Origin of the sequence: Helicobacter sp. MIT 05-5294 (assembly GCF_000765675.1) — a bacterium.
Lineage (GTDB): Bacteria > Campylobacterota > Campylobacteria > Campylobacterales > Helicobacteraceae > Helicobacter_D.
This window is the reverse complement of sequence record NZ_JRPA02000016.1, coordinates 1-25,687: the sequence shown is the minus strand read 5'-3', so window position 1 is coordinate 25,687 and position 25,687 is coordinate 1. Positions and strand designations below refer to the sequence as shown.

Annotated in this window: 32 protein-coding genes; 30 read left to right on the top strand and 2 right to left on the bottom strand. The window is 35.3% G+C overall.

From position 1 onward, the window contains the following. The 26 genes from LS69_RS07920 (at position 1) to LS69_RS10500 (ending at position 20,827) form a co-directional block, all read left to right on the top strand. Positions 1 to 960 carry a DUF2612 domain-containing protein gene (locus tag LS69_RS07920; RefSeq protein ID WP_138123868.1) on the top strand — a complete coding sequence of 320 codons (960 nt, stop codon included), beginning with the start codon at positions 1 to 3 and terminating at the stop codon, positions 958 to 960. A 1-nt stretch (position 961) separates the two neighbouring features. Beyond that, positions 962 to 2,488: a hypothetical protein gene (locus tag LS69_RS07915; RefSeq protein WP_138123866.1), complete on the top strand. Its 1,527-nt coding sequence runs from the start codon at positions 962 to 964 to the stop codon at positions 2,486 to 2,488. Further along, positions 2,488 to 4,908, top strand: coding sequence for a hypothetical protein (locus tag LS69_RS07910; protein WP_138123864.1), 2,421 nt, complete (start codon positions 2,488 to 2,490; stop codon positions 4,906 to 4,908). The genes LS69_RS07915 and LS69_RS07910 overlap by 1 nt, the downstream gene beginning before the upstream one ends. After that, the gene (locus LS69_RS07905) at positions 4,905 to 6,008 is read left to right on the top strand and encodes a hypothetical protein (protein ID WP_138123862.1); all 1,104 of its coding nucleotides are present in this window, start codon (positions 4,905 to 4,907) and stop codon (positions 6,006 to 6,008) included. The genes LS69_RS07910 and LS69_RS07905 overlap by 4 nt, the downstream gene beginning before the upstream one ends. Next, positions 5,998 to 7,068, top strand: a complete 1,071-nt coding sequence (locus LS69_RS07900) for a hypothetical protein (RefSeq protein ID WP_138123860.1) — start codon at positions 5,998 to 6,000, stop codon at positions 7,066 to 7,068. The genes LS69_RS07905 and LS69_RS07900 overlap by 11 nt, the downstream gene beginning before the upstream one ends. Further along, a complete protein-coding gene (locus LS69_RS07895; protein WP_138123858.1) occupies positions 7,068 to 7,613 on the top strand; it encodes a phage baseplate protein in 546 nt (181 codons plus the stop codon). Before LS69_RS07900 ends, LS69_RS07895 begins: the two co-directional genes overlap by 1 nt. A gap of 2 nt (positions 7,614 to 7,615) precedes the next feature. Further along, positions 7,616 to 8,092 carry a hypothetical protein gene (locus tag LS69_RS07890; RefSeq protein ID WP_138123856.1) on the top strand — a complete coding sequence of 159 codons (477 nt, stop codon included), beginning with the start codon at positions 7,616 to 7,618 and terminating at the stop codon, positions 8,090 to 8,092. Then, positions 8,073 to 8,450 (top strand): hypothetical protein, encoded by a 378-nt coding sequence (locus tag LS69_RS07885; RefSeq protein ID WP_138123854.1) that lies wholly within the window; start codon positions 8,073 to 8,075, stop codon positions 8,448 to 8,450. Before LS69_RS07890 ends, LS69_RS07885 begins: the two co-directional genes overlap by 20 nt. Further along, positions 8,440 to 9,285, top strand: a complete 846-nt coding sequence (locus LS69_RS07880) for a hypothetical protein (RefSeq protein WP_138123852.1) — start codon at positions 8,440 to 8,442, stop codon at positions 9,283 to 9,285. The genes LS69_RS07885 and LS69_RS07880 overlap by 11 nt, the downstream gene beginning before the upstream one ends. Before the next feature lie 59 nt (positions 9,286 to 9,344). Next, on the top strand, positions 9,345 to 9,776 hold the full coding sequence (locus LS69_RS07875) for a hypothetical protein (RefSeq protein ID WP_138123850.1): 432 nt from the start codon (positions 9,345 to 9,347) through the stop codon (positions 9,774 to 9,776). Positions 9,777 to 9,785: 9 nt separating this feature from the next. Further along, entirely contained in the window at positions 9,786 to 10,541 is a 756-nt protein-coding gene (locus LS69_RS07870) for a PD-(D/E)XK nuclease-like domain-containing protein (RefSeq protein ID WP_138123848.1), read from the top strand. A 10-nt stretch (positions 10,542 to 10,551) separates the two neighbouring features. After that, positions 10,552 to 10,926 carry a RusA family crossover junction endodeoxyribonuclease gene (locus LS69_RS07865; RefSeq protein ID WP_138123846.1) on the top strand — a complete coding sequence of 125 codons (375 nt, stop codon included), beginning with the start codon at positions 10,552 to 10,554 and terminating at the stop codon, positions 10,924 to 10,926. A 60-nt stretch (positions 10,927 to 10,986) separates the two neighbouring features. Then, positions 10,987 to 11,262, top strand: coding sequence for a hypothetical protein (locus LS69_RS07860; protein WP_138123844.1), 276 nt, complete (start codon positions 10,987 to 10,989; stop codon positions 11,260 to 11,262). A 1-nt stretch (position 11,263) separates the two neighbouring features. Then, positions 11,264 to 11,470: a hypothetical protein gene (locus LS69_RS07855; protein ID WP_138123842.1), complete on the top strand. Its 207-nt coding sequence runs from the start codon at positions 11,264 to 11,266 to the stop codon at positions 11,468 to 11,470. Between the two features lie 129 nt (positions 11,471 to 11,599). Then, entirely contained in the window at positions 11,600 to 12,820 is a 1,221-nt protein-coding gene (locus tag LS69_RS07850; RefSeq protein WP_138123840.1) for a DUF2213 domain-containing protein, read from the top strand. Between the two features lie 9 nt (positions 12,821 to 12,829). After that, positions 12,830 to 13,297: a hypothetical protein gene (locus LS69_RS07845; protein WP_138123838.1), complete on the top strand. Its 468-nt coding sequence runs from the start codon at positions 12,830 to 12,832 to the stop codon at positions 13,295 to 13,297. Between the two features lie 12 nt (positions 13,298 to 13,309). Beyond that, positions 13,310 to 14,302: a hypothetical protein gene (locus LS69_RS07840; protein ID WP_138123836.1), complete on the top strand. Its 993-nt coding sequence runs from the start codon at positions 13,310 to 13,312 to the stop codon at positions 14,300 to 14,302. 1 nt (position 14,303) lies between these two features. After that, positions 14,304 to 14,585 (top strand): hypothetical protein, encoded by a 282-nt coding sequence (locus tag LS69_RS07835; RefSeq protein WP_138123834.1) that lies wholly within the window; start codon positions 14,304 to 14,306, stop codon positions 14,583 to 14,585. A 1-nt stretch (position 14,586) separates the two neighbouring features. Next, positions 14,587 to 15,756: a DUF4054 domain-containing protein gene (locus tag LS69_RS07830; RefSeq protein WP_138123832.1), complete on the top strand. Its 1,170-nt coding sequence runs from the start codon at positions 14,587 to 14,589 to the stop codon at positions 15,754 to 15,756. Next, complete coding sequence (locus tag LS69_RS07825) at positions 15,746 to 16,177, top strand: HK97-gp10 family putative phage morphogenesis protein (protein WP_138123830.1); 432 nt, start codon at positions 15,746 to 15,748, stop codon at positions 16,175 to 16,177. Before LS69_RS07830 ends, LS69_RS07825 begins: the two co-directional genes overlap by 11 nt. Beyond that, positions 16,174 to 16,575 (top strand): hypothetical protein, encoded by a 402-nt coding sequence (locus LS69_RS07820; RefSeq protein WP_138123828.1) that lies wholly within the window; start codon positions 16,174 to 16,176, stop codon positions 16,573 to 16,575. Before LS69_RS07825 ends, LS69_RS07820 begins: the two co-directional genes overlap by 4 nt. Beyond that, positions 16,568 to 17,134 carry a hypothetical protein gene (locus tag LS69_RS07815; protein ID WP_138123826.1) on the top strand — a complete coding sequence of 189 codons (567 nt, stop codon included), beginning with the start codon at positions 16,568 to 16,570 and terminating at the stop codon, positions 17,132 to 17,134. The genes LS69_RS07820 and LS69_RS07815 overlap by 8 nt, the downstream gene beginning before the upstream one ends. After that, the gene (locus LS69_RS07810) at positions 17,127 to 19,007 is read left to right on the top strand and encodes a DUF3383 family protein (RefSeq protein ID WP_138123824.1); all 1,881 of its coding nucleotides are present in this window, start codon (positions 17,127 to 17,129) and stop codon (positions 19,005 to 19,007) included. Before LS69_RS07815 ends, LS69_RS07810 begins: the two co-directional genes overlap by 8 nt. A gap of 11 nt (positions 19,008 to 19,018) precedes the next feature. Continuing rightward, positions 19,019 to 19,450 carry a hypothetical protein gene (locus LS69_RS07805; RefSeq protein WP_138123822.1) on the top strand — a complete coding sequence of 144 codons (432 nt, stop codon included), beginning with the start codon at positions 19,019 to 19,021 and terminating at the stop codon, positions 19,448 to 19,450. A gap of 64 nt (positions 19,451 to 19,514) precedes the next feature. After that, positions 19,515 to 20,195, top strand: coding sequence for a Gp138 family membrane-puncturing spike protein (locus tag LS69_RS07800; RefSeq protein WP_138123820.1), 681 nt, complete (start codon positions 19,515 to 19,517; stop codon positions 20,193 to 20,195). A 494-nt stretch (positions 20,196 to 20,689) separates the two neighbouring features. Next, positions 20,690 to 20,827, top strand: a complete 138-nt coding sequence (locus tag LS69_RS10500) for a hypothetical protein (protein ID WP_194145468.1) — start codon at positions 20,690 to 20,692, stop codon at positions 20,825 to 20,827. A gap of 269 nt (positions 20,828 to 21,096) precedes the next feature. Here the strand turns inward: LS69_RS10500 and LS69_RS07795 are convergent, their stop codons facing one another. Then, complete coding sequence (locus tag LS69_RS07795; protein ID WP_138123818.1) at positions 21,097 to 21,279, bottom strand: hypothetical protein; 183 nt, start codon at positions 21,277 to 21,279, stop codon at positions 21,097 to 21,099. Positions 21,280 to 21,356: 77 nt separating this feature from the next. Here LS69_RS07795 and LS69_RS07790 point away from each other — a divergent pair, with 77 nt between their 5' ends. The 3 genes from LS69_RS07790 to LS69_RS07780 all read left to right on the top strand — a co-directional run bounded on the left by LS69_RS07790 (position 21,357) and on the right by LS69_RS07780 (position 23,951). Next, complete coding sequence (locus LS69_RS07790) at positions 21,357 to 22,367, top strand: hypothetical protein (RefSeq protein WP_138123816.1); 1,011 nt, start codon at positions 21,357 to 21,359, stop codon at positions 22,365 to 22,367. A gap of 159 nt (positions 22,368 to 22,526) precedes the next feature. Further along, positions 22,527 to 23,504, top strand: coding sequence for a hypothetical protein (locus LS69_RS07785; RefSeq protein WP_238699264.1), 978 nt, complete (start codon positions 22,527 to 22,529; stop codon positions 23,502 to 23,504). A 72-nt stretch (positions 23,505 to 23,576) separates the two neighbouring features. Next, positions 23,577 to 23,951, top strand: a complete 375-nt coding sequence (locus tag LS69_RS07780) for a single-stranded DNA-binding protein (protein ID WP_138123812.1) — start codon at positions 23,577 to 23,579, stop codon at positions 23,949 to 23,951. Between the two features lie 106 nt (positions 23,952 to 24,057). Here the strand turns inward: LS69_RS07780 and LS69_RS07775 are convergent, their stop codons facing one another. Continuing rightward, positions 24,058 to 24,462 carry a D-Ala-D-Ala carboxypeptidase family metallohydrolase gene (locus tag LS69_RS07775; protein WP_138123810.1) on the bottom strand — a complete coding sequence of 135 codons (405 nt, stop codon included), beginning with the start codon at positions 24,460 to 24,462 and terminating at the stop codon, positions 24,058 to 24,060. Positions 24,463 to 24,785: 323 nt separating this feature from the next. Between LS69_RS07775 and LS69_RS07770 the strand changes: the two genes are divergently transcribed. Continuing rightward, positions 24,786 to 25,687, top strand: a 902-nt coding sequence (locus tag LS69_RS07770; RefSeq protein ID WP_138123808.1) for a hypothetical protein, incomplete at its 3' end; no start/stop codon positions are given.

The window sequence follows — 25,687 nt, the reverse complement described above, 5'->3', positions numbered from 1 at the left end:
ATGGACGAAAATAACAATCCTTTAGATAATGTAGAAATAAGCGATAATATTTTAGAACTTGTCAATATGGCAGGGATTAAAGTAACCGACAAGAATAAATGGGTATTTACAATTCCCGAACTTGAAACAGCGGTTAAAGACTTTTATAAAGCAAAGGGAGATTTACAAGCGCAATATCGTAATACAAATATAGAGGATTTCTTAGGAGGGCTTTTTGATTGTTTTGCGCTATGGATTAGTGGCGCATATCGTTCTTTGTATTATGATTGCTTAAATCTCCCTACTGCAAAAGGCGGCATATTAGAATGCTGGGGATTTTTGTTAGGGCGCGTGAATGGTTGGTTTTCTTATGAAAATGTGCCTGAATCAGAGCTTGGCTACAACTTCTTTAACTTTGATATGAAAAACTATGACGAGTTGGTATTCTTTAATTCTTTAACTCCAAATTGGGTTTTCTTGGGCGATGATAATTTTAGGTGGATGTTAATGTATATCTTGCAAGGGTATTATGTTTATCCTAGTATTGCAAACCTTGATGATTATAATAACTTTTTCTTTGAAGCTTGGGGTGGTAGTTGTATTGGAGACACAACAGATATGAGCTTCTTAACGCTTTGGACTTTTGAGGAATTACCCGCGTGGGTTTATTATCTTGTGCAAAAGAATGACTTCTTATTGCGCCCTGCTACAGTTGGCATAGAAATTAGGCAAGATTGGAATCGTAACTTTGGATTTGAAACAAGATGTAGAGAATACAACCTAAGACGCAGAACTAACTTCTATCAAGGAAACTTCCAAGACCCACAACAAATTGAATTGCCATTCTTTGACCCTGTAGAATGTGAATTTGCAAATACTAACACCTATACTGATTTCAAAACTGAACCTAGAAATAATGTTGTGTATTTACAGAAATTAGGATATAAGATAAGGCAAAGACGCCTAATACCAGGAGAATAAAATGAATGAGATTTTAGAGCAGTTTAAAATCGTCTTTAACCTAGACAATAAGCCATTAGAACAAGGGTTAAAACAAAGCGAATCTATGCTTAAGACTTTTGGCAAGACTTTTGCAGGTTTAGCAGCAACTTATCTAAGCTTCCAAACTATTAAGGGCGTTATTGATGGTTTCGCAGCTTTTAACCAAAACCTATCTGATAGTGCAAGATTATCAGGCGTAAGCACTGAATCCTTGCAAACATTAGGTGGCGCATTAAAGCGTTATGGCGGGAGTGTAGAATCTGCTTCTGCTTCTTTAAAAGGCTTGCAGAAGCATATGAATGAAGCAAAAAAGGGTGGTGGTGCTTTAGTTGAAGTTGCAAGGAAATATGGAATAAGCATTAATGCGTATTCTAGCAGCGATAAAGCCTTAAAATCTTTAGCGCAACAAATGGATAAGCTAAGCGATAGCCAAAAAATCGCAGTTGCAAATAGTTTAGGATTTGATGACGCACTCACTAAGGCATTATTAGACGGGAGCAAAAACCTAGATAAGCTCATCAACAAGCAAAAAGAACTAGGCGTTTCAAGCGCAGAGGATATTAAAAAGGCAAAGCAATTCAATGAAGCGTGGAATGATTTGCAAGATACATTTAGCGCATTAACTAGGGATATAGGCAGCCTTTTAATTCCCGTTATGACAAAGATAGTTAGCGCAGCAGAAAAATTTGTAGGGCTGATAAAAGACCATAAGCCTTTAGTGGTTGGAATCTTCGCGGCGATTGCTGTTGCTATGTCACCCGTTATTTTAGGTTTTGTTAAAATTGCGGCTGCAAGTGTAGCTGCCTTTGCTCCTATTTATGCTGTGATTGGTGTTATTGTAGGAATCGCGCTTATCTTAGAGGATATTTACTACTACTTCAAGGGCTATGATAGCGTTACGGGAGATTTAGTTAAGAAATTCCCAACACTAGGAAAGATTTTAGAATACATACGACCTATTGTAGTTGGAATCTTTGAAAGTTTTGAAAACATTTTAAAATTCATAGAAGCTCCTAGCTGGGAGTCTTTTAAGGCAATCTTTACTCCATTACTTGACGGGGCTAAAGAGTTTTTAGAGCTCATAGGCAAAGGCATAATGGGGGCTGTTGAGTCTCTTTTGCAAAAGTTTCCACTACTTGCAAAGGTTTTAGAGCCATTAAAAGAAATAGTTTTGTTTGTTTGGGATAAAATTAAAGCGATAATTGGGCTTATGGATAATGTCGCAAGTGTTGCCAAAAATGCCTTAGGTGGTGTTTTTGACAGCATAGGAAATTTATTCTCTAGCAAAGACCATAGCAAGGAGGCAGCAGAAATGCCACAAGCACAAATGCCAAATTCTAATGTGTATCACAACACTAACACACAACAAAGCAACAATGTAAATGTGCAAAACACCTTTAATAACACAATTCAAAGCAATGACCCTGTGGGATTTGCAAACGCCACTCAAAGAGAAATGACAAAAAGCGTTAATGATATTCAACAACAAATAGGGAGAGATTACTAATGCCAATTACAACTTTAAACATTACAAAACCATTTGCAGAGAATGGAGACAGAGCGCAAATCCCCGCGTTTTCACAAAATGAATCCGTAAGCTATGATGAGGGTTGGACTGAAGCCTATTCACGCCTTGCAAGTGATAGATTCTTTAACCGCGAGGATATTAACGGAATTCTTTATTCTATTACAATCGCTTGTATCATCAATGATGGGAATATGCAATTTGTTAGAGAGGAAGCGAGTGATGATAGAGCAGCTATCAGAGCAGAGGTGCAAAAAGGGCTTACAGATTTAGGAACAGAGCTTAATACTTATGTTCAACAAATAAACCTCAACAAAGACGGGATTAAAGCAAATCAAGACTTAATAGACGCAATGCAACAACAAATTGATGAGCTTGTAGAAAAAGTAGGGAATGGAGATTTAGATAACAATCTTTTAGACCCTATAAGGCAATCAATCATTTTGATTCAAGAGCGATTAGACGAGTTAAGCCTAGATTTTGGAGACTCTTTAGACCAATTGGCACTTAAAGCAAATAAGGCAGATGTTTATACAAAAGATGAATCAGACGATTTGTTTGCATTAAAAGCGGATATTACCTCTATCTTTAAATACATTGGAGCTGTGAATGATTATAACGCGCTTCTTACAATTGACCCCACAGCTCTAAAAGACGGCTATATTTACTTGTGTGAAAATAATCTTGACGAAACGCACCCTATGGGATTCTATGTTTATACAGACGAAGCGTTTTCAAGACTTAGCGAGGGCGCACTCTCTATCAACGACAAAAACTACGCAAAGCTTGACAGAGCAAATTTGTTCGCGACAACAAGCAAGATTGAAACGCCAAATGCGCAAGACGATAACGATATTATGACGCTGGGGGAAGTGAATAAGCAAATTCAAGATTATGACCAAAACCTGCAAATACAACTAGGCGTAACCACAGACGAAACAAAACAATTAAGAGCAGACTTAACCGCAGAAATCAATACGCGCACAACTGAAGCAACAAGACTGGCAAACGATATTAAGCAAAACGCAATAGATATTGCATTAGTAAAAAAAGATACAGAGGATTTAGATGTTAGGGTTGAAGCTTTAGAAAACAATCAAGGCGGAGGAGGTGGTGGAGGCACTATTGACCCTGACGATTTAACAAATCTTGCGCAACTCAACAAAGAAAACACATTTACGCAAGAAAACACCTTTAATCTAGGCATTCAAATTCCAACAGGACCAAGAGATGACAACTCCGCGACAAACAAAGAATATGTGGATACAAAAGATAAAGAGAACTTAGAGATTGTAAATGAGATTCTAAAAGATTATGTGAAGCTTAGCGGTGTGCAAGAGGTGGATTATTACAATCAGCTACCGCAAGGACAAAATCCGGGTGCGGTATATAAAGTAGTCATTGGAGATATTCAGCACAAAGCGGGTTATTATATGTGGAATGGCGATGAATGGTTTTTTGTTGGCTCTGCTGTGCAAGAAATTGAAACTGCAGGATTTGCAATGCTCACAAAAGAAAACACATTTGAGCAAACGAACACCTTTGAAGCAGATGTGATTCTACAAGGCGGCAATCCAAAAACAGATAACAGCGCAGTAAATAAAAAATATCTTGATTCAAGATTAGCTAATGCCACACAAGATTTTGATTTAAAACTTGCAGACTATGCTAAAACAAACGATACAAATACCTTTAGCGGAACCAATACCTTTACTGCAACACCAAAAATCACAAGTGCGATTACTTCAAATGCAGATGTTACAAATAAAAAATATGTTGATGACGCTATCGCACTAGCAACTGCAAATATTAATGTTGATACTACAAATCTGGCGAAACTAAACGCCGCAAATACTTTTACAGGCGCAAACACCTTTAATGATGTTGTTAGTGTGCAAGAGCCTACAAGCGATACTAACCCTGCGACAAAGAAATATGTTGATGACGCTATCGCAGGTGTGCAAGGCGGAGGAGGTGGTGGAACGCTAAACCCTGATGATTTAAAGGATTATGCGAATCTTACAACCGATAATAGCTTTACCAAAGATACCATTTTTGAGGGAGCAATTACAAAGATTGCAAAAGACGGAACGACTATCTTTGATGTAGATGATACAAATGCTAAATTTAATACAAATCCTACAATTGAAACACCTAAGGCTAATGACGATTTAGCAGACAACGATATGGTATCAAAAGCTAATGTTGTAGAAATGGTTTCAACTATAAGGGTTATTTCTGATAGTGTTCCAAACACAGACGATTTGCCTATCGGTAGCCTTTGGATTAAAACCACCTATACACAAGACGCAGATGAACCTAGTATTTTTATTGATACACCCGCAGTTTATATTAAAGTCTTAAATGGTTGGTGGGATTTGCACAAGGAGGCATTATTATGAAACTTGTCTCTTACTCTATGCGACTCCCATCACAGCCGGGCAAAGGCTCTATCCCTGCAATGGTTGCTATTGGAGGCAATGCAGAATTAAAAGAAGGTTCTTTGCCTAGTTGGAACGAAATGCCCAACGATTATTATCTCTTTTTTAACAGCTTTGCGTTTTTAAATTATTCTTATGCGAATATTGGGGTTAAGAAGGGTTGGCTGATTAAAAACTACAAAAAAGCTGATACATATTTTAACTTGCTTCCTGCAGATACAAATGTTTATAATGGCGGAACTCCCATTATTAATTATGCAGGTGTTGATGTGTATGGCAGGGCAAAATGTGTGCCAAATATAGGATTACCAGGTTTCACCACTGCGGCAGGATTATACACTAATGCAAATGGGCTTAAAACAGAAACAGACAAACATAATGCGCCAACTCCAACAGATTTTGCGAGTTTTATAGAATATGTAAAGATAAAGTTTCAAACAAATGAAGCGGAGGATAGCTATTATAAATGGCTTACAACTACCTACTTTAATGCTTATGGCGCACTATTGCTTGAAAAACCAACCAAACAAGCTATGATAGATTTCTATAATAACACTTGTATTCTGATAAATTATCACCCCGTTTCTACTTATTGGAGCGGGTTTTTGTCTTATGGCGCATTATTAGCAGGAACAGGAAATGCAGGAGCACAAACAATAAACAATAACTACATATTCCTTTTGCCCAATAACGCTACAAATTTAAATGTCTATATGACTGCCAATTTTTACCCTCATGCAAATCTTGGTTATGCCAATCCTCCTAGTGGAACATATACTTTTGATACTGCTTACGGAATAGTAGAAATACCTTATGCTGCGGGTAATGCAGGAGAAATTGTTGGAGAAAAGATTACACTTTTTAAAACCATATACGCAAACCCTAGTGAATATGTTAGGCGCAATTTTGGCAGCGCGCAAAATGTTATTACTCCATTAGACTTTAAGGGAGATATTGAGGTTAAAGATTCCACAAATCCCAATGCCCCTGTCAATCTAAGAACGCTAAACAAACTTATAAGCAAAGAAAACATTTTAAGGAGCTTAGTTTATGAAAAATAAAGTTTCAGAATACATAAGATTAAACTACAATGAGAAGCAAGAGGTTTCAACCCCCTTAGATTTCAAGAGTGATATTACTTGCAAAGCTGCTACGCAAGATTTTAACCCCGTCGTATTTTCACAGCTTGATAACCTATCAAGCACAATCAAGCAAGAGATTTTAGATGCGCTTCCAACAGGTGCTAAACCACTAGAAAGGCTAGAGTTCAACATTAATGGCTACAACACTAGGAATGCAACAAGTGGCGCGGTGGTTGGAACAATTGGGAGTTATGCAGGTGTTGGTGGCATTGCCTTTATGGATAAAAGGGGTTATCCTTTGGAATGCGTAGGCTTTACTTATGGGGAAAATTATAGCAGCATTAGCATTCATAACAACTTTGCAGCTAATATTTTAGGCGTAAAAGAACTATACTTTGCACCACAAGAAAGCGAGGGTTATTCCAATTGGACACACAGAAATTTAAGACTTCTTCATACACCCTTAACACAAGAGGACCAAGATTACTTAGAGGGTTTGGGTAGGGAGATTATTTGCATAAAAGTAGAATATGATAAAAATTATCTTATGACTAGCTCCCAAAACTTTTACGAATGGGAAACGCCTGTCTGCGCATTTAAAACACACGCAGCGGTGAATGCTTTAACAGCAGGAACGCAAGTTAATCTAGGTTTATTAACTCAAGCTTCCGCACTAGGAACATTCTTTTTGAGGTTTTGGATAGATGATGAGGAATCTCTTAATAATTTTATCAATAATATCATAGGTGTTACCTTCGGCACTTGCTTTTCTGGTGCAATTAATTATGGCAATCTAGGCTATAACTTTAAGATGTTTAAAAACAACTATTGCGAAATTAATGTGGATGTTGAAAACCCAAGTGGGAGATTTTACAACTTTGTAAATATCTCAGAAAACGAGGCAAACAATAGCGCAGAATGGGATACAGCGTTCTTAGCAACCTATCCACAAACTGCAAATATTGGAATCCTCAATCTTGGTTTTAAAAAAAGAGTGATATATAATAATACAACTAAAACATACGAGGTTATAGAATAATGGCAATAGGCATTTTAATTTCTGCTGTTAGTCAAGTTGCAAATCTTGTAACGGGAGAGCTGTTTCTCTTTGCGGGAGACTCTAAGAACCCTTTACAAGTTAGCGTTTGTGAAATACACGCAATGAACGCTTGGGATTTACCGCAATATCCAATTGATAGCGGGAGCTACATTAGCGATACCTACTACATAAAACCACAAATAATAAATGTTCGTGTTTTTGTAGAGGGGAATAAGATTCAATATCTCATTAATCAACTGCGCAATACACAAGAATCAGAAACATTTTTTTCGCTTTATAGCACCTTTGATAGGGCTTATGACAATCTTAAGCTTTTAGAATATAGGGAGGATACCACAAGCCAAAATGTCAGTGGTGCGTTCTTTAATCTCACATTTCAAGAAGTTATTACTATTGACGCTTTAGTCGCAGGATATAGCCCTAAAAAACAAAGCAGCCCTAGCTTTGCAGGGGAAAATAATGAGGGCGTCAAGAAGCCACAAAAAGTAAGCGCGTTGAAAACTGCAACAAAATATAAAGGATAAATATGGAAAAAGATATTGGAATTATCGCAATCTTTTATGGAATCATCATAAGCACACTACAAACCATATCTGCTTATTTGGGGGTAGATTATGGCGTCGTTAAGGTTTTCTTTTGGGTTTATGTTTTCGCGATTTGCTTCGGAACATTAAAGACTATAGTTTTAAGGCAAAGTTTTCAAGAATTTTTAATTAGGAATTGGTTGCTTAAAACAATGCTTCTAATCATACCTACGCTTGTAGCACTAGAGGCTTCTATTATCCCTTTTTTAGGTGAGTTTGTAGATTGGTTTTTCTATTACTTTATCCTTGCAGAAACAAGCTATATTCTTAGCTGTATCCTCTCTATCCATAAGCGCAAAGATGTTACAACTTCTTTTTCTGTTGGTGGCTTAGAGATTATCCTTGATAAACTCGCAGAAGCAATAGAAAATCTTATTAGAAAAATAGACGGAAACAGCAATGATACTAAAGATAGATGATTTAGAAATTTTTGATGATGTTAGCACTATCAATCTAAGCCCTACACCAAATCAAACATTTAAGTTTGAATACGACTATAAGACTTTTGAAATAACGATAAGGTATTTTAATGATGTTGTAAGCGTTATTGATTGTGTGATAGACAATGAAGTAGAGTTTGAACATGGTTCTATTACTTGTGCATATTTGAATTTAATGTATCTCACTAGAAAATACCCCGATATTGCAATGTGGTTTGCGTTTAATCCCAGTATCAAAAATAGCTTCACCAAGTGGGATTCCGATATTGTGCAATTATGCGTAGGCAAGATAAACCTAGAGAAACTAAGCGCAAAAGAGAAAGCAAATGATTTATAAAAGAATTTGGCTATTAGGTATCACTTTAGGCAACATTATAAAATATTACAAAGAGACCTACTATAATGAAAACTCTTTGAAAATAGAGTTTAATATTAAGTCTGCCGTCAAGGGTGCAAATCCCAAAGGCAATATTACTATCTATGGTCTAACAAAAGAGGACTTGCAATACTATGCGCAACTAAACCAAACAAGAGGATTTGGGCAAAACATTGTAACCTTAGAATGTGGCTATATGGGGCAATCTATGAGCTTACTATTTCAAGGCAATATCCAAAATGCTAAAGTTGATTTCCTCTCTCCTGATAAATCTTTGAATCTAGAGCTAGGCGCACAAGTGCAAAACAACTTTATAAACCAACGCATTAGCAGTAGCTACAATGGCAAAAAAGATTTAAAGGTTATTGCGCAAGACTTGGCTAGCAAAAATGGAGTGGGGCTTAAAATAGAGGACGGGGTTAATGAGTCTTTGCAAGATTTTTCTTTTATAGGCAGCCCTTTTCAATATCTTGAAACGCTAAGAGAGTCGTTCCCGCATTTAGATTTCTTTTTCTTGCCTAATGAATCAAAGCTAGTAATACAACAAAAAGATAAAACAACCGATACCCACACGCTAAGCAAAGATACGGGGCTTATAGGCGCACCTGAAGCGGTGCAAGGAGGCTTGGTTGTGCAAAGCTTAATGAATGTAAAGCTCCAAATAGGACAACAAATAAACCTAAAGTATGAGAAGCTAACATACTTCAACGGACGCTATAAAATCATAGAGCTTGAACATAAAGGCAGCAACAAAAGCAATGAATGGATTTCCACTTTAACCCTTAGAAATATTTAGATTCCTTTAAGTTATTTATGATTATAATTACATCATAAATTAAAACAAAAGGATTCAAGATGAGTTTCAAAAAAATCTACAACCTAGATAAAATCTTATCGCTACAAGAGGAGTTAAGAGCTACTTCAAGCAAAAATAAAACAAGACGCGCAAAATTAGCATTTCGTCTTATCAAGATGTTTAAGCTTGATAATTTTTCTGCAAAAAGAATAAAACTTGAAGTAGAGCTTGAGAGCTACAAAGATAACGGCTTCGTTATAGATGAACGCGAATATTTCAACCTTTGCGAAGTCGCAGATTTTCTTTCTGAAGTAAGCATTATAGAGAATGAAGCACAAACAGGAATATTATTAATAGCTTCTTTTGAAGCAGCAGATAAAGAATACCAAGATGAATTTGATATTGCTTGTGTTTATGAGTTGGATATTCCAAGAGGATTTTATGGTGAATATTTGGATTTATTCTTGAAAACTCCCATAATTAAAAATTAAGGCTGTGCAATGGTGAAGCTAACAAACAAAGAGTATGATGCACTTGACGGCTTAAGAAGCACAGATGTAAGGAGGATTTTGGAAAATCCTTATGGCTATAAGATAAACAAAAAACTAAGCAATAGAGCGAGTTTAGATATTGGCTCTTATGCACACGCTATACTATTAGAGCCTAACACCATAGATAAAGATTTTACAATCTATGAAAAAGGCAAAGGAAGCACAGAAGCAGTTAAAGCGATTAGAGAGTTGGGATTAACGCCCATATCTAAAGATGACGCTATAAATATAGAAAATGCAATCTCTGCGCTTAAGAAAACAGAGGCTTACAGCTTGTTTAATAATTGCAAATTTGAAATGAGTTTCATAAAAGAATATCAAGATGTTATGCTTAAATGCAAAACCGACGCAGTTAATGAAAATCTAATTATAGACTTTAAAACAACTTCAACACAAGGTGGAGCAAGTCCAAGCTCTTTTATAAAAAGTTGTGCAAATTATGGCTATCACATACAAGCTGCGCATTATATTGCAGTTACAGAAATTCAAAGATTCGTCTTTGTTGTATTGGAGCTTGTAGAACCTTATATGGTTGGTGTTTATACTTTAGATAGTGTAAGCCTAGATTTCGGGTTAGATAAGGTAAAAGAAGCGATTGAGATTTATAAAAATCTTTATAAGTTTAAAAATAATCTCTATATTGATACACAAGATTATTCTAAAATCAAAACTTTAACTTTGCCAAATTGGGTGTATTATCAATAAAGGGGGCAATATGGGAAAAGAGCTAATAATTGAGTTTGAAACTCAAAGCATTCCGAGCGTTAATTCAACCTATGTAAGGACTTTAGATAGAGTTGTAAAGACCAAAGAAACAGAATATTATCAAAGAGCATTAGGATTTATTGCTTTGTCTGCAGTTGCCAAACAAAAAATATCTTTTATGTCTGGTAAAATCCAAGTAAGCATAGACTTCTTCGTTAATAATGTCAATAGGGATTTAGACAATATGATTAAATCCACTCTTGACGGGCTACAAGGAATTGCATTTAAAAACGATAGCCAAATCTTTAAGATTGTTTGCTTAAAAAATAAAAGCAAGGCGAAAAACACAGAAAAAGTAATAATCAAAATAAACGGCTTGGATTAAAAATATTTTAAGCTGTTTATGATTATGATTACATCATAAATTAAAACAAAGGATAGAGAAATGGAAAACAGAGAAAATAAAATTTTGAACGCCCTTTCATTGGTTTTAGAGAGCGATGAGTTTGATGTAAATGATGATTCTTGCAGGTATGTTATTGAGAGATTTAGGGAAGCTAAAGAAAACATCTCGAAATACACAAAAGATGAATTTGTTGCAAGACTTAATATTATTATTGCAGGTGTTATTTCGCTTAGCGAAACATTAAAATTTGAGCCTAACTTATGGCTAATCAAAGAGCTTTCTATGTTGTGCGCTTTTATATTGGAGGAATTGTAAGATGACTTTTAAATCTTATCCAAAAGAATACATAATCTCAATGCTTCAATATAGAGAAGACAGGACCAAGTCTTGCATTAGAAACATTAAAGCATTGGAAGTTGTTTTAAGAGATGTAAGCTCTAGAAAAGAAATTAAAAACAAAGCACTTGTTGATATTGTCAAAGAAAGACGATTGCTTAGGTTTTTGGAGAGCAACAATGTATGATTTATTCGGAAACGCAACAACAAAGCTAAAGCCAAAGTGTTTTATATTTGAGAATGTAATTAGATATTTCATTATAGGGACTAAATAAAATTTAAAAATGATATAATACTCCTTACAAAGGGGTGCATTATGCTTACAATTAAAATAAATGATTCTACAAATTCAAAAAGAGAAAAAGACGAAAACGGCTTTTTGATTATTAGGAACAATCCTATTGCCAAAGCGGGCGTTTTTGACTATCTCTTGAAAGAAGTTAATCCAAATTGTAAAGATTCTGAAGCTAACAAGATTGTTAAAGTTTATCGTGATTGGGATATGCTTAAGGAAATAAAAGATTCCTTTGCAAATAAACCTATCAAAGATGAACACTATTGGGTTGGCGAAGAATCAAACACAGCAGACGGCGCGATAGGCAGTGTGATTAGCACAGACGATGAGAATTTATATTTAATTGCAGACCTCTTTATTTACAACCCTATCCTTATCCAAAAAATAGAAAATAACGAAGTGGTGGAATTAAGCCCTGCTTACATTGCGGAAGCAATAGCGGAAAAAGGGAGTTTTAAAGGCGTTGATTATGAATATAAGCAAAACATTAAAACTTTTAATCATCTAGCAGTTGTTAAAGAGGGTAGGAGCGGGAAAGATTTAAAAATTCAAGACAAAGGGATAAAAATGAAGTTTAAAGACAAATTGTTTAATGCACTTTCTAAGGTTTTTGATGAAAATCCAGAAATTCAAGATTCCGACGATGAGTGCAAAACACAAGACGAGGACAAAAGAGAAGTAATTCGTGAGATTATGGCAATTGCTGCTAAATCTGATTCTGAGTTTAGCGGTGGAGAAAATGAAAAAATTGAAACCATTGCAAAACTTGCAGAAAAACTAGCTTACAATCCTAGCGAAGCTAAAGAGAACGACGAGGAAGTAAGCGATGATGACGAGGAAGTAAGCGATGATGACGAGGAAGTAAGCAATAAAACAGAAGCTGCTAGTGAAAGCACAGAGGCAAATGTGAATGTTGAGGAACTCAAAAAAGAGATTTTAGAGGAAGTCGCAGAAGCAGTTTCTGAAGCAGTTGTTAAAGCGCAAGATAGCGCGATTAAAGCGCATAGAGCCAAAGAGGCTGCGTATCAAAAAGTGCAAGACAGCATTAACGCTCCATTTGATTATTCAAAAATGAGTGTTTCAGAAATTTACAATGTTGGCTATGAGAGCTTAACAGGCTCTAAAGTTAGCAAAGGCTTAGACGCAGAAACTGCATTTAGCATTGTGGTTTCAAGAGCTCAAGCAAAAGTGCAAGATTCAAAAAATTCAACAACAACATTGAATCTTTCAAAATTTAAATAAGGAGCAAATATGTTTCAAGATGAAGTAAGAGCAACACAAGCACTAGGTGTAGCGGGAGAACCTAGCAAGGCAATTCATAGCTATTATAATACTTTTGCAGGGTTGGCTTCTGATGATAATGTTAAATTCGGCGGATTTGTTTTTTCTAGCACAGACGCAAACGCAAAAGAATTTGAAGCAGTAGGCGCAAATGGTGGAAACATCTTAGGTATTTGTATCAAAGATAGGGCTTTTTATGGTAACGGCGTTTCTGCTGCTGTGCCTAAAGGAATGCCTATTACTATTTGTAATGCGGGAAATGTTTATATTGAGACTGAAAAAGTTGCAAAAAGAGGGCAAAGCGTTGAAGTAGATACAACAACGGGTGAAGTTACTTTTGCAGACGCAGCAGGTGCAAACGCTAGTGGTTGGTATGTTGTAGTTGGAAATGCAACAGCAGCAAAAGGCGTTATTGAAATTAGCACCGCAAAACTTTAAAAGGAATACAAAATGAATAAAATCACAAATTCAGAACTAAAATCATTGCAAGAAAAGGGCTTGTTTAAGTTTAGAGACGCGCTCCCTACTCTTACACCTAATAATGCAACAATCCCAGCAGGGGCATTAGCATTTATTACTAGAGAAGCAGTTGAAGCTATCACAAAAGAAAGAAGCGGAGATAGAGCTTTAGGAGGCAGCAAAAAATTCCTTAATTGGGAACAAGAAGCGGCTTTCATTCCTTTTGTTGAGAGAACAGGGCAAGTAACACCTTATTCTGATAAAGGGAATCCATTGCTAAGCGGATTGAATGCACAATTTAATCAATTCAATCATTACCGATTCACTGCAAAATATTTTGTAGGGAAAACTGAATCTGAGCAATACAATGCCGCAAATATTGATTATGTGGGAGTTGTGCAATCTGCGGCGACTGAAGCAATCGCGATTGAATTAAATCGTGTTGCATTTGAAGGTTACATTGATAATTCGTCAAACACTTATGTTTGCTATGGACTATTAAATAACCCGTCTTTAGAAAACTATAAGGCTGCGCCTAAAACTTTTGCAGCTGCAACTTGGGAGGAAGTTTTGCAAATCTTTGCAGAAGCGATTGCAAAACTTACAAGCAGAACGGGGAACAATATCAATGGAGACTCTAAAATTAGATGTGTTATTTCTGCCTCTGCTTATGCAGTCTTGAAATCCAAATTTACACAACTAGGAATTTCTTTATCTAAAGCGTTAGAGGAAGCTTATCCAGGTCTATACTTTGTTTCTAGTGCAGAGCTAGACAATGCAAATGCAAACGCAAATGTTATGTATTTAATTGGAGAAAGCAATGCGGGGGGGATTCCAGAATCTACGCTTTTGGGTTATTCTGAAATCGCTTATATGGGCAATGTTGTGCAAACAGATTACGGCTACTCCCAAGCGGTTAGTGCAGGAACTATTGGAGCAGTAGTGCTCAAAAACTCTTTTATCGTTAGATACACAGGAGTTTAAAATGCCTTTAGTTATTTTAAAAACAAATGGTGGGATTGACTTCACAACTCCAAAGGGCAATATTTCTTTAAGGGGCTATTGTCTCTTAAATGAAGTAAGCGACAATGAATTAGCAGAGCTTAAAAAAAAGGATTTGTTTAATTCTATGGTAAAAGACAGGTATATTGAAATCACCAATTCCAAAGCAAAAAAAGAGGATAGCGACAATATCGCAAAAGATGTCGTCAAAGAGCAGTTAGAAAAACAAAACTCTAAGACAAAAGACATTAAAAGAGAGGGCTAAAATGCTTAATAATCCTATTCAAGACCCCTTGTTTTCTTTGCAGCCAAAAAGCATTAATGCAAAAGTTGGGATTCCGGCTTATTTTGATGTATGGCTTGTAAAGGATTGCGAGATTTCTATTAAACATAATTGCGGTTGTGTTAATATCATTGAAAATTTCAATGCAGGAAATAGGATTAATTTTGCCATAAACGCTAGTAAGGGTGGAACTTATAAATTCCAAATCATTGGAAATCTTAAGCAACAAGAACCCGAACCTGAAGCACCGCTAGAAACTTTTAATGTAACCATTGCAACACTAGACGCGCTAGACTCTTTGCCTAATATGATAAAGGCAGGTGGGTATAGCACCTTTGTTTTTGATATTGCAAACGATTTAGGAATTGAAAGAGTTTTGTTGAATGCACTTGACGATTCAGAAATTAAAAGCTTTACAAAAACAGAGAATGCGGATAATTCCATTTGGGAACTTAACGACCTTGAAACCCTGTTCTTAAACAATGAGGATTTAGCGGGTTGTAAGATTGATTTTTACACCATAGATTCAGAAATCAAAAGCATTGTTTTGAGCAAGGATAAAGAGGACGCAAACGCAGGTATTATGCTTACGGAACTTATCGTTAATGGCACAGAAAAAAACCCTAACGATACAGACGATAAGGACAATACGCAAGAGCCACCAAATGTAAATGATTCTGCGGTAAGCATTCCTATGACGCCTTTAATCCCTGCAACAAGGGTTAAGCAAGTAGAAACGCTTGTTGTCGTTGTAGAAATGGAAATTCCCAAAGAGCTTGAGGCTCTATGTAAAATGTTTCCAGAACTTGCACCTACAATGCAAACACAAGATGAGATTAATAATTGGGAGGCTGTGCTTAAAAAGGTTAAGTGCATTTATCAAGAGTTTGCACAGCCAAAAAGCGATTGTGAAGCTTATCCATTATTGGTTTTAACTGCGCATTATGGCGTAATTAATGGTTTGGGGAATAGCGTAGGGATTACACGCTCCGATGGAGTTGTAGCGAGTAGCAGTGTAGGCGATGTGAGCGTAAGTTTTCAAACGCAACCTTATGGAAGCAATGAATTTACTTACTTCTTGGGACTTACCAAATATGGCTTAGAGTTTTTAGCGTGGCTTAATCGCAGAAGTGGGCTTTACTATGCGAATTAAGGCAATTATTCCAAAGTTTGATATTCCAAATTTAAAGGCTAAATTGCTAACAAAAAACAAGCAAGGCAGCCTAGAAATTGGAATTTTAGGAGGTAAATATCCGAATGGATTGAATATTGCGCAAAATGCAAAGTTTCAAGAGTTTGGCACTTACAATATTCCACCGCGTCCATTCTTTAGGAATGCAATAAAAGAGAACAGCAAAAAGTGGGTGGAAACCTATAAAAGACTAATAAAAGCAAAAGATTTGAATGCTGTTGGAAAGGTGGGGACTATAGCGAGTAATGATGTTAAAGCGAGTATTACAAAGCTAAGCACACCACCAAATGCAAAAAGCACAATCAAGCAAAAAGGTTCTGAAAATCCTTTGATTGATACGGGTCTTTTGCGCAGAGCAATAGATTTTAAGGTTAATCAATGAATGTTTTACTTACTGCATTATCTAGTGTCCAAACGCTTATTCCGAATCAGGAAGTAGAGTTGCTAAAAGAGGAAAACTTTAAAAATGAAAGCGGTTTTGCAATTAGAAACATTGTAAGATTGAAATTGGTTGCACAAATACAACCCGCGAAAGAGCAGGAACTAAAAGAACTTGCAGAGGGTGTTTTGGGAGTAGATTCTACTTACAAATTTTATCTTTTGGGAGATTTGGTAGAGGTTCTTAACTTTATCTCTAACGAGCAATGTTTTATATCGTGGAAAAACAACATTTACAAAGTTTATCAAAAAATGGATTATAGCGGTAATGGTTGGATTAAAATCCTTGCTGTTCTTTATTGCACCTATAATGATTTTGAAAAAGGTTTAAATGATGTTTAGCAGTGAAAATCTCTATCAACTCTTAAAGCCTAAAGACAATCAAGACTTAATCACAAATTATGAAGTTGTAATTGGTGGTGGCGGAATTAGTGCTAATTTCAATAAAGGTGTTATTATCTTGAACTTTTTACAATCCAAACCCGTAAGCTCCAACATTAGAAGCTTTAAAGATTTGGATAAGAAAGAGTTTTTGCAAGGTTTAGAACACTACTCTAGAGTAAGCGAATATAGCTTTGTGCAATCTGATTATCAAATAGATGTCTATAAAAAGAATGCACAAAATATTCTCTTTATTGAGTGCGAGAAAGAAGCATTAAAAATTAGGCAATGGCTTAATAGCTATGAAGTGCTGGAATATCTTAGAGACTTGGAAAGTGAGATTTTACCCGCTTATTCTGTAATAAGATTTAGCAATGAGATGATAGAAAACAAGCTCGTTCAAAGAGCGAGTTTTGATTTTTCAATCATCACAAAGGTTGAAATCTCCGAAGCTGTCGGTGTAGTAGATAAAGCTACTATTGGAAACTTTAATATTATAAAAGGAATAGAAAATGGCTAGAATGTCTTTACCATTAGATTTAATAGTTGATATTACTTCTACTTCAGTAAAAGATACTTTTGCGATTGGTAAGCTTAACACTCTTGCGATTGCAAAATATGATAAAAACAATCCCCAACCAAAATTTCAAGAAGCACATACGCTTAGCGATGTTATTTCTGTTTATGGCTTAGATTCTGAAGTCTATGGCTTTGCTTCTGTTTATTTTGGCGTGATTTCAAAAAGTGCAACAAGAGCAGATACTCTTTATATCTACAATTGGAGCAAAGATGATGTTGCGCCCTTTTTAAATGGAGCTAAAATAGCATTACTTGAGGATATTCAAAATTTAAGTGGTGGATTTGAATTAAGCATTAATGGTGTTACTGCTAGAGTTGAAGTTGAGTTTAATTCGATTACTTCTTTCTCTGAAGCGGCAGAAGTTTTGCAAGCCGCAGTTAGAGAAGCAGGAATAGGACTATCAGCAGAACAAGAAAAACTCTTTAGCGAAACCTCCGTAATTTACAATCCCGTAACGCAAGGTTTTACAATTGTTGCAGGAACGCAAGGTGATGGAACTAGCATTAGCTTTGCGCAACCTCTATCAAAGCAAATCAATGAAGTTACAGAATCTATCAATGATATTAATAGCTTTGATAATCCTTTGATTTTGAAATATGATGAGTCTTATACATTTAATTTTGTAGGATTACCTAACGATGTAACATTCAAAATCACATATAATGACGCGAACGCGATTGAGCAATACATTCCTTTAACGCTTATTGGAAATAAGCTTACAATCACAAATGATGAGATTACAACATTATTAAAGCAAGGCGCAACAGATGTTGAGCTTGTAATTAATGACCCAGATAGCGACAATGCAGGGGCAGCCCCAAGAGAAGTTAAAGTTAGTATTACGCTAGACGAGAGCCAAGTTGCAAATATTTATAATATGCTTGGATTAACCCAAGAGGAAGGAGCAACTTCAGAGCAAGGCTACAATGGACTAGAAAACATTAGCGATGTTTTAGCAGATATTGAGGGCAACAATGGTAACTATTATGTGCTAACAACAACCTTTGCGTTTGACAATGTTAAAGAGCAACTCCACGAGTTCGGTAAGTTTTTACACACAAGTAACGATAGGTTCTTAGGTGTTTATTCGTGGAATAACGCAGCAATCGTTTCAACAAAAGGATTCTTAAAAGAATTTCACGGGTATAATGGATTAGTGATTGATTATCAGACAATGCCATATCAACAAGGTTTAGTGTGTGGTTATATTTCTGCGATGGAGTTAAACAATCCTAGCGGCAACTATAACATTGCATTTAACGACGCAACGCTCTTTAGCGGCAACGCTTTGACGGAAACGCAACAATACCAAATCCTAACAGAAAACAAAGCAAATGCGCCTTGTAAGTTTGGAATCTTGGGACAAGATGACACCATTTATATGGACGGCACTTGTATGGGTTCTAAGACAAACAGCATTAATATCTATTGTGCAAACTCATTTATTAAAATGAATCAACAAATCGCGCTGTTTAATATGTTTAAATCACAAAAGATGATTGCAGTTAGAGGGCGTCAAACGCAAGGTGTTGTTAGAGCTTATCTTGATGATGTATTTTCTAAAGCGGTTAAGGCAAATATTATTTGTCGTGGTGCTACACTAACTACCACAGAGATACAGATGATAAAAGGCACATTTGTGGATTATGTGGATGATTTGGACGAACTCATTAGAGATATTGAAAATAATGGGTATTTCTATGCAGTTACGAATTTTGACTTGGTGAATAAAACAATGAACATTATTGAAGCTTATGTCGCAAATACACCGGCTAAGAAAATCATTGTTAATATTTATATTTTAGGTGCTTAAGGAGGCAAAAAATGGCTATTTTATCAACTAACAATGCAACCATTACCATTGCAATTGAGGGTTACGCTCCTCTTGAAGTTGAAAACTTTGACCCAGATAGTGATATGTGGGCAGTAGCAGAGCTTCAAACTGCAGATGGAGAAGTTACACCAGACGGCGTATTTAACCATTGGGGGATTAATGCTCCCGTAGAAGCAACTCTAACCCTAAGCGGTGGTTCTGATTCTGCAAAAATTTTGCAAGGCATTATCAACAACCAACAAAGAAGCGGGAATAGATTAGGTTATGTGCCTAGCGTTTCTGTGATTGTTGAACACGGGGCGACAGGCAAGGTAGAAACTTATACAGATGGGGTTATGATGAGTGGCAGACCGGGCTACTCTTTAGGCAGCCAAAAATTCCAACCTATGCCCTTTACTTTTAAATTTGCGCGTAAGGCTTAATGCCTTATGCCTCTTAATTTTATTAAGACTTCACAAGAGGTTTTAAACAAGTTAAGGATATTGAATGCCAATCTATAAAACAAACATTGACATAGAGGAACAGAACGATTTAGGCTTAGCGATTCAAAAACTCATAGAATCAAATATTAGAAATTCTTATACTTCATATCTTGCAAAGATTGTTAGCATTGCAGGAAACAAGCTTCACATACAGCCAATAATTAAGAGCAACAAAGAGGACAAAGAGGTTGTTATAAACAATGCCTTAATTGCATTTCCATTTAGTGGAAATTGGAGAATACAATACAAGCTTAAAGTAAATGATATTGGCTTGGTTATCGTCGCAGATAAAGATATTACAAACTATAAGAACAGCGGCAAAGATTCCATAGTAGCAACAAAGAGATTTAAAAACATCAACGACGCTATTTTTTTTCCAGTTTCAATGTTTCAAACTTTGGATAACGATTCAATAAATTTTACGCTTGTCAATCAAAAAGGCAATTGCGCTTTGACTTTTGGCAATGATGAGATAGGGACTCTTAAGGCAAAGCTTCTAACCATTCAAAGCGAGAACACAACGCTAAAAGCAGAGCTAAAAAAACTTGCTTCTTTGCTAGAATCTTTGGCGAGCGGAAAAACACAAGGAGATACACATAGCGGAACAAGGCTCACAACCTCTCCCGACACAATAGGAAAATTTAATAGTTGGGCTTCAGGATTAGACAATCTTTTTAAGAGCTAAATTAATCAAAACTTGCTTTTCTGTTTTAATTTAAAATCTTAAAGAAATGTTTAGCCTTTAAAATTAAATGCCTATTTTAGGCGCTTTCTAGCTTTCAAAAATGGAAATTTTTTCTTTTTTTCGCGTTTTTGAGTTCTCTAAAATTTTGGAAATTTCGCAAATATTTCCAATTTCTGCTTCTAATTCCAAATCAAACAATTGAACATTCAATGCCTAATTTATCTTTGCATAGCATATTCAATTCTTACGATTCAACTTTGTAATCTTTCAATTCTAAACAAGGCTCTTTTCTTTTAAAAAACTTCTCTCTTTTTTGTCTGCCAATTCTAAATGTAAAGGCGTCCAAAATCAAAAGAGCAACTAATGCAAAAATCTTTAAAAAACATAGTCATTGCAAAAATTTCCTATATTAGACTTAATATAGGAAATAAATGCAAGATATAATCTCATTCGTTGGTAGTCGCTAGGTATATTTGACTCTTGGGTGGAAAAAAATGCAACAGCAAAAACCGCAAGTGCAGTTTTCTTTGGCAAGTCGGTTTTTCAACTTTTGCGCAAGGTTTGCATTGAGAAGCAAGGCACAAGACTTAAGCGTTTTGGAAATTTTTAGGAAATTTGATTTGGGACTTTAGAAAGAATTTCCATTTTCAAACAAAGCAAAGCTCGTATTTTAGGCGTTTGTTTTTTTAGAATTAAATGAAACTTAAGCAAGAATTGTTTAAGTTAATGTTTTGAATCCTAGATTGATTCTTGATTTCCTTTGTGATTTTAATTTTGATTTAATGAATTATAAGAAAAAGTTATAACATTAGGGCTTTGATATTGTTTTTAGGTTCTAGAACTTAGTTAAATGCGTTTGTGTAGAAAATGATAAGATTTAAGGCTATCAAAATTATTAGCCTTAGTGTTTCATTGTTTTTTGTGCTGTTTTTGATTTTTGATAGGTTTCTGCGCGTTTATAAGGCATATATAGATTATAGCTTAGATTTGCAATGTGATTTTGGCAATGATTTAGATTAATTTTGAATTGGCTAATATTTAAAGAAAAATTTAAGTTTTTTTTTGTATAATTTCGTCGCTGCACAAGACCCCTTTTGTTTTAAAATTTGATAACTTTTTGGGATGTCTTGTGTTATCATTTATAGAAAGGGGTTTTAACCAATGAAAGAACTTCTAAGAACTTCACAGGATTATTTAGAACTAGCAAACTTATTAGAAACAGATAGACGCTACAAACAAGCTTTAGATTATAAAGCCCCTACAAACTATAATGTTTTTTATAGCCGTATAGATAAAGCAAGAAAAGCGCAAAAAGATTTTAATTTATATAAAGATGATGCCTTAAAAAATAAACACAAAGAATCTTTAGAGGTTTTATGTTCATTAGCCACTGAAAATAAAATGATTAAAGCAGATTTTAAATCTTTAGAGAACTTAAGAAGTTTTGTTGATAAAGAATCTAATCTAGTAGTCTATAATTGCTGCATTGGTATTGGTGCGGCTGCGCAAATGTTTTTTTCACAAGTTATTTATAGTGCTTTAAAAACAAATCTTAATGGTTTTGTTTTTATTGATAAAAGCGAAGCTCTTGCGAATGCAATTGGAATTTCAAAACGCCAATTGTCAAGCTATATCAATGCTGCGCAAGAATTAGGAATTATTATTCCTGCTAAATATTTTAATTTGGCGGACGATAAAGGCAAGAGATTCGTAAAAAAAATGTTTTTTCTAGATGTAGAAAGATTGCTTGATACGCTTAAATATCTGCAAATGAATAGAATCAAATTTACAAAATTCTATAAAGAGGAAATCAAAAAAATATTAGAAGCTTCTCCATTTGAGGTAGATAAGGAAAGGTTAGAAGCAATAATTGCAAAAGAGGAAGCAAGAAAAGAGAAAAAAAGCAAACTAGAAACGCTAGAAAAGACCAATTTAAGTCAAGCACAAAGAATCAAAGAACTTGAAGCAGAGCTTGAGAGACTCAAGGCAAATGCAAATAAAGAAGTTGAAGCAAAGACAGAGCAAAAGGAAGCACCAGAGTTTAAGGAGGCGAACAATAGTGATTGCGTTTCTAAATCTTTATTTTATTATGAATGCGACGATGTTTTCACGCCAAGCGACCACGATAAAAAAGAGAACAGAAATAACAATATTGAACCACCGCAAATATAATTAATGATTCTTTAAGCTATTTATGATTATAATTACATCATAAAAAGGCTAAGAGATATTCTAAGCCTAATCCTTTTTTTATTTCCTTTAGTTTAGGGATTAGGCGTTAGGCTTGGAATGTTTCTTAGTAAAGAGCAGAACTTAAATTAAAGGGAAAACATGGTTACAATGAGTTTTACAGAAAAAGATTTAGGCACACTTTTGAGAATGAATAAAGAGGGCTTGATTAGCTTTAGCGATGAGGGCAGTTTGGAATACACGCAACAAACAAAAGTTTCCGATTCAGAATTGCAAAAGGAAAATGACAAACTTAGGGATACATTGGATAAACTTGTAAAAGAGTATGAATCGTTGGCTGCTAAGTTTAAAGAAATGGCAGAAGCAAAAGACAATCAAGATAATAATGCAGAGATTGAATTTTTAAAAGCAGAGAATGAGAGCTTGAAAAAAGAGCTAGAAAATAAAGAAAGCACAAGCGATTCTGTAAGCAATGAAAAATATCAAGAGCTTCAAGCAGCCTATACTTTATTAGAAAATACAGCGACAAGATTGGCAAATGAAAACGAGGAGCTAACAAAGAGGCTAGAATCACAACCGCAAAATACAGAAAATGTAGATAGTGAAAAAATCGCAGAACTTGAAGCAAAGCTTGAAACAGCGCGTAAAGTATTTAAACAACAAAAGGCGGAGATAGAAACCCTAAAATCAACACAAGGCAATGTGAATGTAGAGGAGATGAGAGAAAAAATTAAAGCAGAAGCGAATGAGAAATTAAAAAATCAATGGTTAAAGCTTGTAGCAGAAAAAGACAAAGAACTTGAAAATAAAGTTAAAGAGCTATCAGGGCTTAGAGAAATGGAAATCAAACAAAAAGACGACAAGATAAAAGAGCTTGAGAGCAAAATAAGCACACAAGCGCAGTCAAACCTAAAAGATGTTCCATACGGTGCTGTTGAGCTAATGAAAAAATGCCTACCAATGATAGAGAACGATTTAAACCCGCAACAGCGTGAAATTGTAAAAAGCAAAATGCTAACAATGGCAAGAGATTTGACAGAAGTTTATGAAAACGATTATAAAGAAAAAAAAAGAAAACACAGCGACAAACGACAAGCCAAGCCAAGCAGAGCCTATTAATATAGAATACGATATGGACGGCAACGCTCCAGTGTGGCAACAAGATGACTCGCCATTTTAAAAGGATATAGGATGAATAAAATTTTAAATATAGGCAAGATTAGTTTTTTAAAAGAGTATGAAAAAGTATATAGATTTTCTCTATCAATTTATGACTCATTGAAAAAAGAGGGATTCTATATTCCCTGCGTTGTTTTCAAAAGTGAATACACGCCACAACTAAAAGACAAAGATAAGGTTTTCGTGATTGGTAAGCTAACAGAAAATAGATTTACAAAAGATGACGGAGAGGAAGTTGTTAGGCTTGAAATTGTTGCAGAAAAGGTAGAGAGAATTAATAACTCCTCTACCGCTAGTAGCAAAAAAGAAGCACAAAGCGATAAGGATTATAAGAAAAACCATAACTATCCTAAAACTGATGTTTCGGAGGATGAGATTCCATTCTAGTAACCTTTGCCCTTGCCAAAGCTTGAACCAGTTTGGTTATGGTTTATAGTGTAAAATAAAAATGCTAATAAGAATCCGCTTATTAGTAAGGTGGCTTTGGCGATGATTATGGATATTCCCAAGTAGCAAAAACTCCTCTAGTGTCTAAATGCACAAAACCTGCATAAGGATTTGCTTTGTTTCTTTTAATCGCAATGCCAAAGCCTTTATCTTTAAACATTCTCATTACTTGCTGAAAAACTTCCTCTGTTTTAACGCCCTTTACTACAAAATCTGCCGCACCGCCCGTTTTGATTCCAAATGTTGAATGTTGAGATTTTGCCGCGCCGCCAACTTTTTTATTATGCTCCTCGCAACGATAGCCACTATTGATTACGACGGGGCTTTGATAAAGCTCTCTTATTTCAATTAAAGCATTTAAAAGTTTATCTCCCGGAACATTAGCGGGTTTTTGGCATTTGCCACATTTGCAAACAAACTCTGATTCTTTAAAATATGGGTTTGGAAACATTTTTAATCCTTTTTTTGTAAAATTGTAAGCAATTTTAGCGAAAAATGCTATAATTCAATTTATGAAAGATTTGTTTTATTATGATATTTGCCCAAATTGTAAAAGCCTTAATGCAATAAAGCTCTCTAATTTTGTTGAAAATCAAAATCAACTTAAAGAAAGCAGCGTTACTACAATTGATAGAAAATGCCCTAATTGTGGCACAACTTTAAAATACACATTCAAATATACTTGTTTTGCCAAAGAGATTAAAAATACTAAACCAGAGGAATTTTATTCTGGCTATTCAGAAAGAAAAACAAACTAGAGAAAGGAAGTGCTAAATGGCTGATGATGTGCAAGAACCACAATTACAGATTATAAACAAAGATGATATTCCCGAATCTTTGATTTTTTCTGTTTTATCTGATGTAACAATTCGTTTTAAAAACTTTGATTTAAATGTCGATAAATTCAGATTTACCTATTTAGATAATGAGACACAACAAAATGTTGTTGAGGTTATGGCTTTGGTAGAGAAAACAATCACAGAGCCAAACCCTGATTTTAATGCTGCGCTTCCTGAATCTGATGGCAACCCAAAAAATATTTCTTATCAAGTTGGAGAATATGTTTTCACACAAGATTGGCTAAATGACTTCTACCAAAAAGCATTTAATGGCACAAGTGCGAATTTAACAATTCAAAGATTTCACCTTAATGCACAATTCCTGCAAGTTGTGGATAATGATATTTTTGTCGCGTTTAAAGATAGCCCTATCGTTACGCCAATTCAAGGCTTAATTCCACTTCCTTATTCTGCACCTTTTGCAGATATTGGGATAAGGGGTGCAGTTCCACAAGAAACACCAGAAGGCAGCGATGAATTGAGCTGGAAAAGTGGCTATACTGAACCCTATCAACGCCCTACAAATAGAGATGGCAAGTGGATTAAAATGGGGCAATATAATCAAATCCTTTACGATATTACAAAATCCGCATTGACTTTGCAAGACAACTTAAGCATTTTAGCAGGTTATATTAATGACGAGGTAGATATTAAGATTGACGGAGTAAAAGACAAGATAGATAACGAATTATCTAAACCACCAGCAAATGCAGTTTTGCTAACGGGCAATCAGAGCGTAGCGGGACTGAAAAATTTCACGGGAATCAATGCCAATAATTTCAAAAATACCCCTGCAGCGGTTGCAAATCTAGAATGGTGTAATGGAATGCCTATTAA

Excerpts from the sequence above, each read along its gene's own strand:
- LS69_RS07860 (WP_138123844.1), top strand. The coding sequence starts at position 10,987 with ATGGAAAACAGAGAAAATAAAATTTTGAACGCCCTTTCATTGGTTTTA.
- LS69_RS07790 (WP_138123816.1), top strand. The coding sequence starts at position 21,357 with ATGAAAGAACTTCTAAGAACTTCACAGGATTATTTAGAACTAGCAAAC.
- LS69_RS07780 (WP_138123812.1), top strand. The coding sequence starts at position 23,577 with ATGAATAAAATTTTAAATATAGGCAAGATTAGTTTTTTAAAAGAGTAT.
- LS69_RS07840 (WP_138123836.1), top strand. The coding sequence starts at position 13,310 with ATGAATAAAATCACAAATTCAGAACTAAAATCATTGCAAGAAAAGGGC.
- LS69_RS07845 (WP_138123838.1), top strand. The coding sequence starts at position 12,830 with ATGTTTCAAGATGAAGTAAGAGCAACACAAGCACTAGGTGTAGCGGGA.
- LS69_RS07805 (WP_138123822.1), top strand. The coding sequence starts at position 19,019 with ATGGCTATTTTATCAACTAACAATGCAACCATTACCATTGCAATTGAG.
- LS69_RS07890 (WP_138123856.1), top strand. The coding sequence starts at position 7,616 with ATGGAAAAAGATATTGGAATTATCGCAATCTTTTATGGAATCATCATA.
- LS69_RS07920 (WP_138123868.1), top strand. The coding sequence starts at position 1 with ATGGACGAAAATAACAATCCTTTAGATAATGTAGAAATAAGCGATAAT.
- LS69_RS07810 (WP_138123824.1), top strand. The coding sequence starts at position 17,127 with ATGGCTAGAATGTCTTTACCATTAGATTTAATAGTTGATATTACTTCT.
- LS69_RS07855 (WP_138123842.1), top strand. The coding sequence starts at position 11,264 with ATGACTTTTAAATCTTATCCAAAAGAATACATAATCTCAATGCTTCAA.
- LS69_RS07850 (WP_138123840.1), top strand. The coding sequence starts at position 11,600 with ATGCTTACAATTAAAATAAATGATTCTACAAATTCAAAAAGAGAAAAA.
- LS69_RS07775 (WP_138123810.1), bottom strand. The coding sequence starts at position 24,462 with ATGTTTCCAAACCCATATTTTAAAGAATCAGAGTTTGTTTGCAAATGT.
- LS69_RS07880 (WP_138123852.1), top strand. The coding sequence starts at position 8,440 with ATGATTTATAAAAGAATTTGGCTATTAGGTATCACTTTAGGCAACATT.
- LS69_RS07915 (WP_138123866.1), top strand. The coding sequence starts at position 962 with ATGAATGAGATTTTAGAGCAGTTTAAAATCGTCTTTAACCTAGACAAT.
- LS69_RS07870 (WP_138123848.1), top strand. The coding sequence starts at position 9,786 with ATGGTGAAGCTAACAAACAAAGAGTATGATGCACTTGACGGCTTAAGA.
- LS69_RS07820 (WP_138123828.1), top strand. The coding sequence starts at position 16,174 with ATGAATGTTTTACTTACTGCATTATCTAGTGTCCAAACGCTTATTCCG.
- LS69_RS07905 (WP_138123862.1), top strand. The coding sequence starts at position 4,905 with ATGAAACTTGTCTCTTACTCTATGCGACTCCCATCACAGCCGGGCAAA.
- LS69_RS07835 (WP_138123834.1), top strand. The coding sequence starts at position 14,304 with ATGCCTTTAGTTATTTTAAAAACAAATGGTGGGATTGACTTCACAACT.
- LS69_RS07785 (WP_238699264.1), top strand. The coding sequence starts at position 22,527 with ATGGTTACAATGAGTTTTACAGAAAAAGATTTAGGCACACTTTTGAGA.
- LS69_RS07875 (WP_138123850.1), top strand. The coding sequence starts at position 9,345 with ATGAGTTTCAAAAAAATCTACAACCTAGATAAAATCTTATCGCTACAA.
- LS69_RS07830 (WP_138123832.1), top strand. The coding sequence starts at position 14,587 with ATGCTTAATAATCCTATTCAAGACCCCTTGTTTTCTTTGCAGCCAAAA.
- LS69_RS07895 (WP_138123858.1), top strand. The coding sequence starts at position 7,068 with ATGGCAATAGGCATTTTAATTTCTGCTGTTAGTCAAGTTGCAAATCTT.
- LS69_RS07800 (WP_138123820.1), top strand. The coding sequence starts at position 19,515 with ATGCCAATCTATAAAACAAACATTGACATAGAGGAACAGAACGATTTA.
- LS69_RS07910 (WP_138123864.1), top strand. The coding sequence starts at position 2,488 with ATGCCAATTACAACTTTAAACATTACAAAACCATTTGCAGAGAATGGA.
- LS69_RS07865 (WP_138123846.1), top strand. The coding sequence starts at position 10,552 with ATGGGAAAAGAGCTAATAATTGAGTTTGAAACTCAAAGCATTCCGAGC.
- LS69_RS10500 (WP_194145468.1), top strand. The coding sequence starts at position 20,690 with ATGCAACAGCAAAAACCGCAAGTGCAGTTTTCTTTGGCAAGTCGGTTT.
- LS69_RS07815 (WP_138123826.1), top strand. The coding sequence starts at position 16,568 with ATGTTTAGCAGTGAAAATCTCTATCAACTCTTAAAGCCTAAAGACAAT.
- LS69_RS07900 (WP_138123860.1), top strand. The coding sequence starts at position 5,998 with ATGAAAAATAAAGTTTCAGAATACATAAGATTAAACTACAATGAGAAG.
- LS69_RS07885 (WP_138123854.1), top strand. The coding sequence starts at position 8,073 with ATGATACTAAAGATAGATGATTTAGAAATTTTTGATGATGTTAGCACT.
- LS69_RS07825 (WP_138123830.1), top strand. The coding sequence starts at position 15,746 with ATGCGAATTAAGGCAATTATTCCAAAGTTTGATATTCCAAATTTAAAG.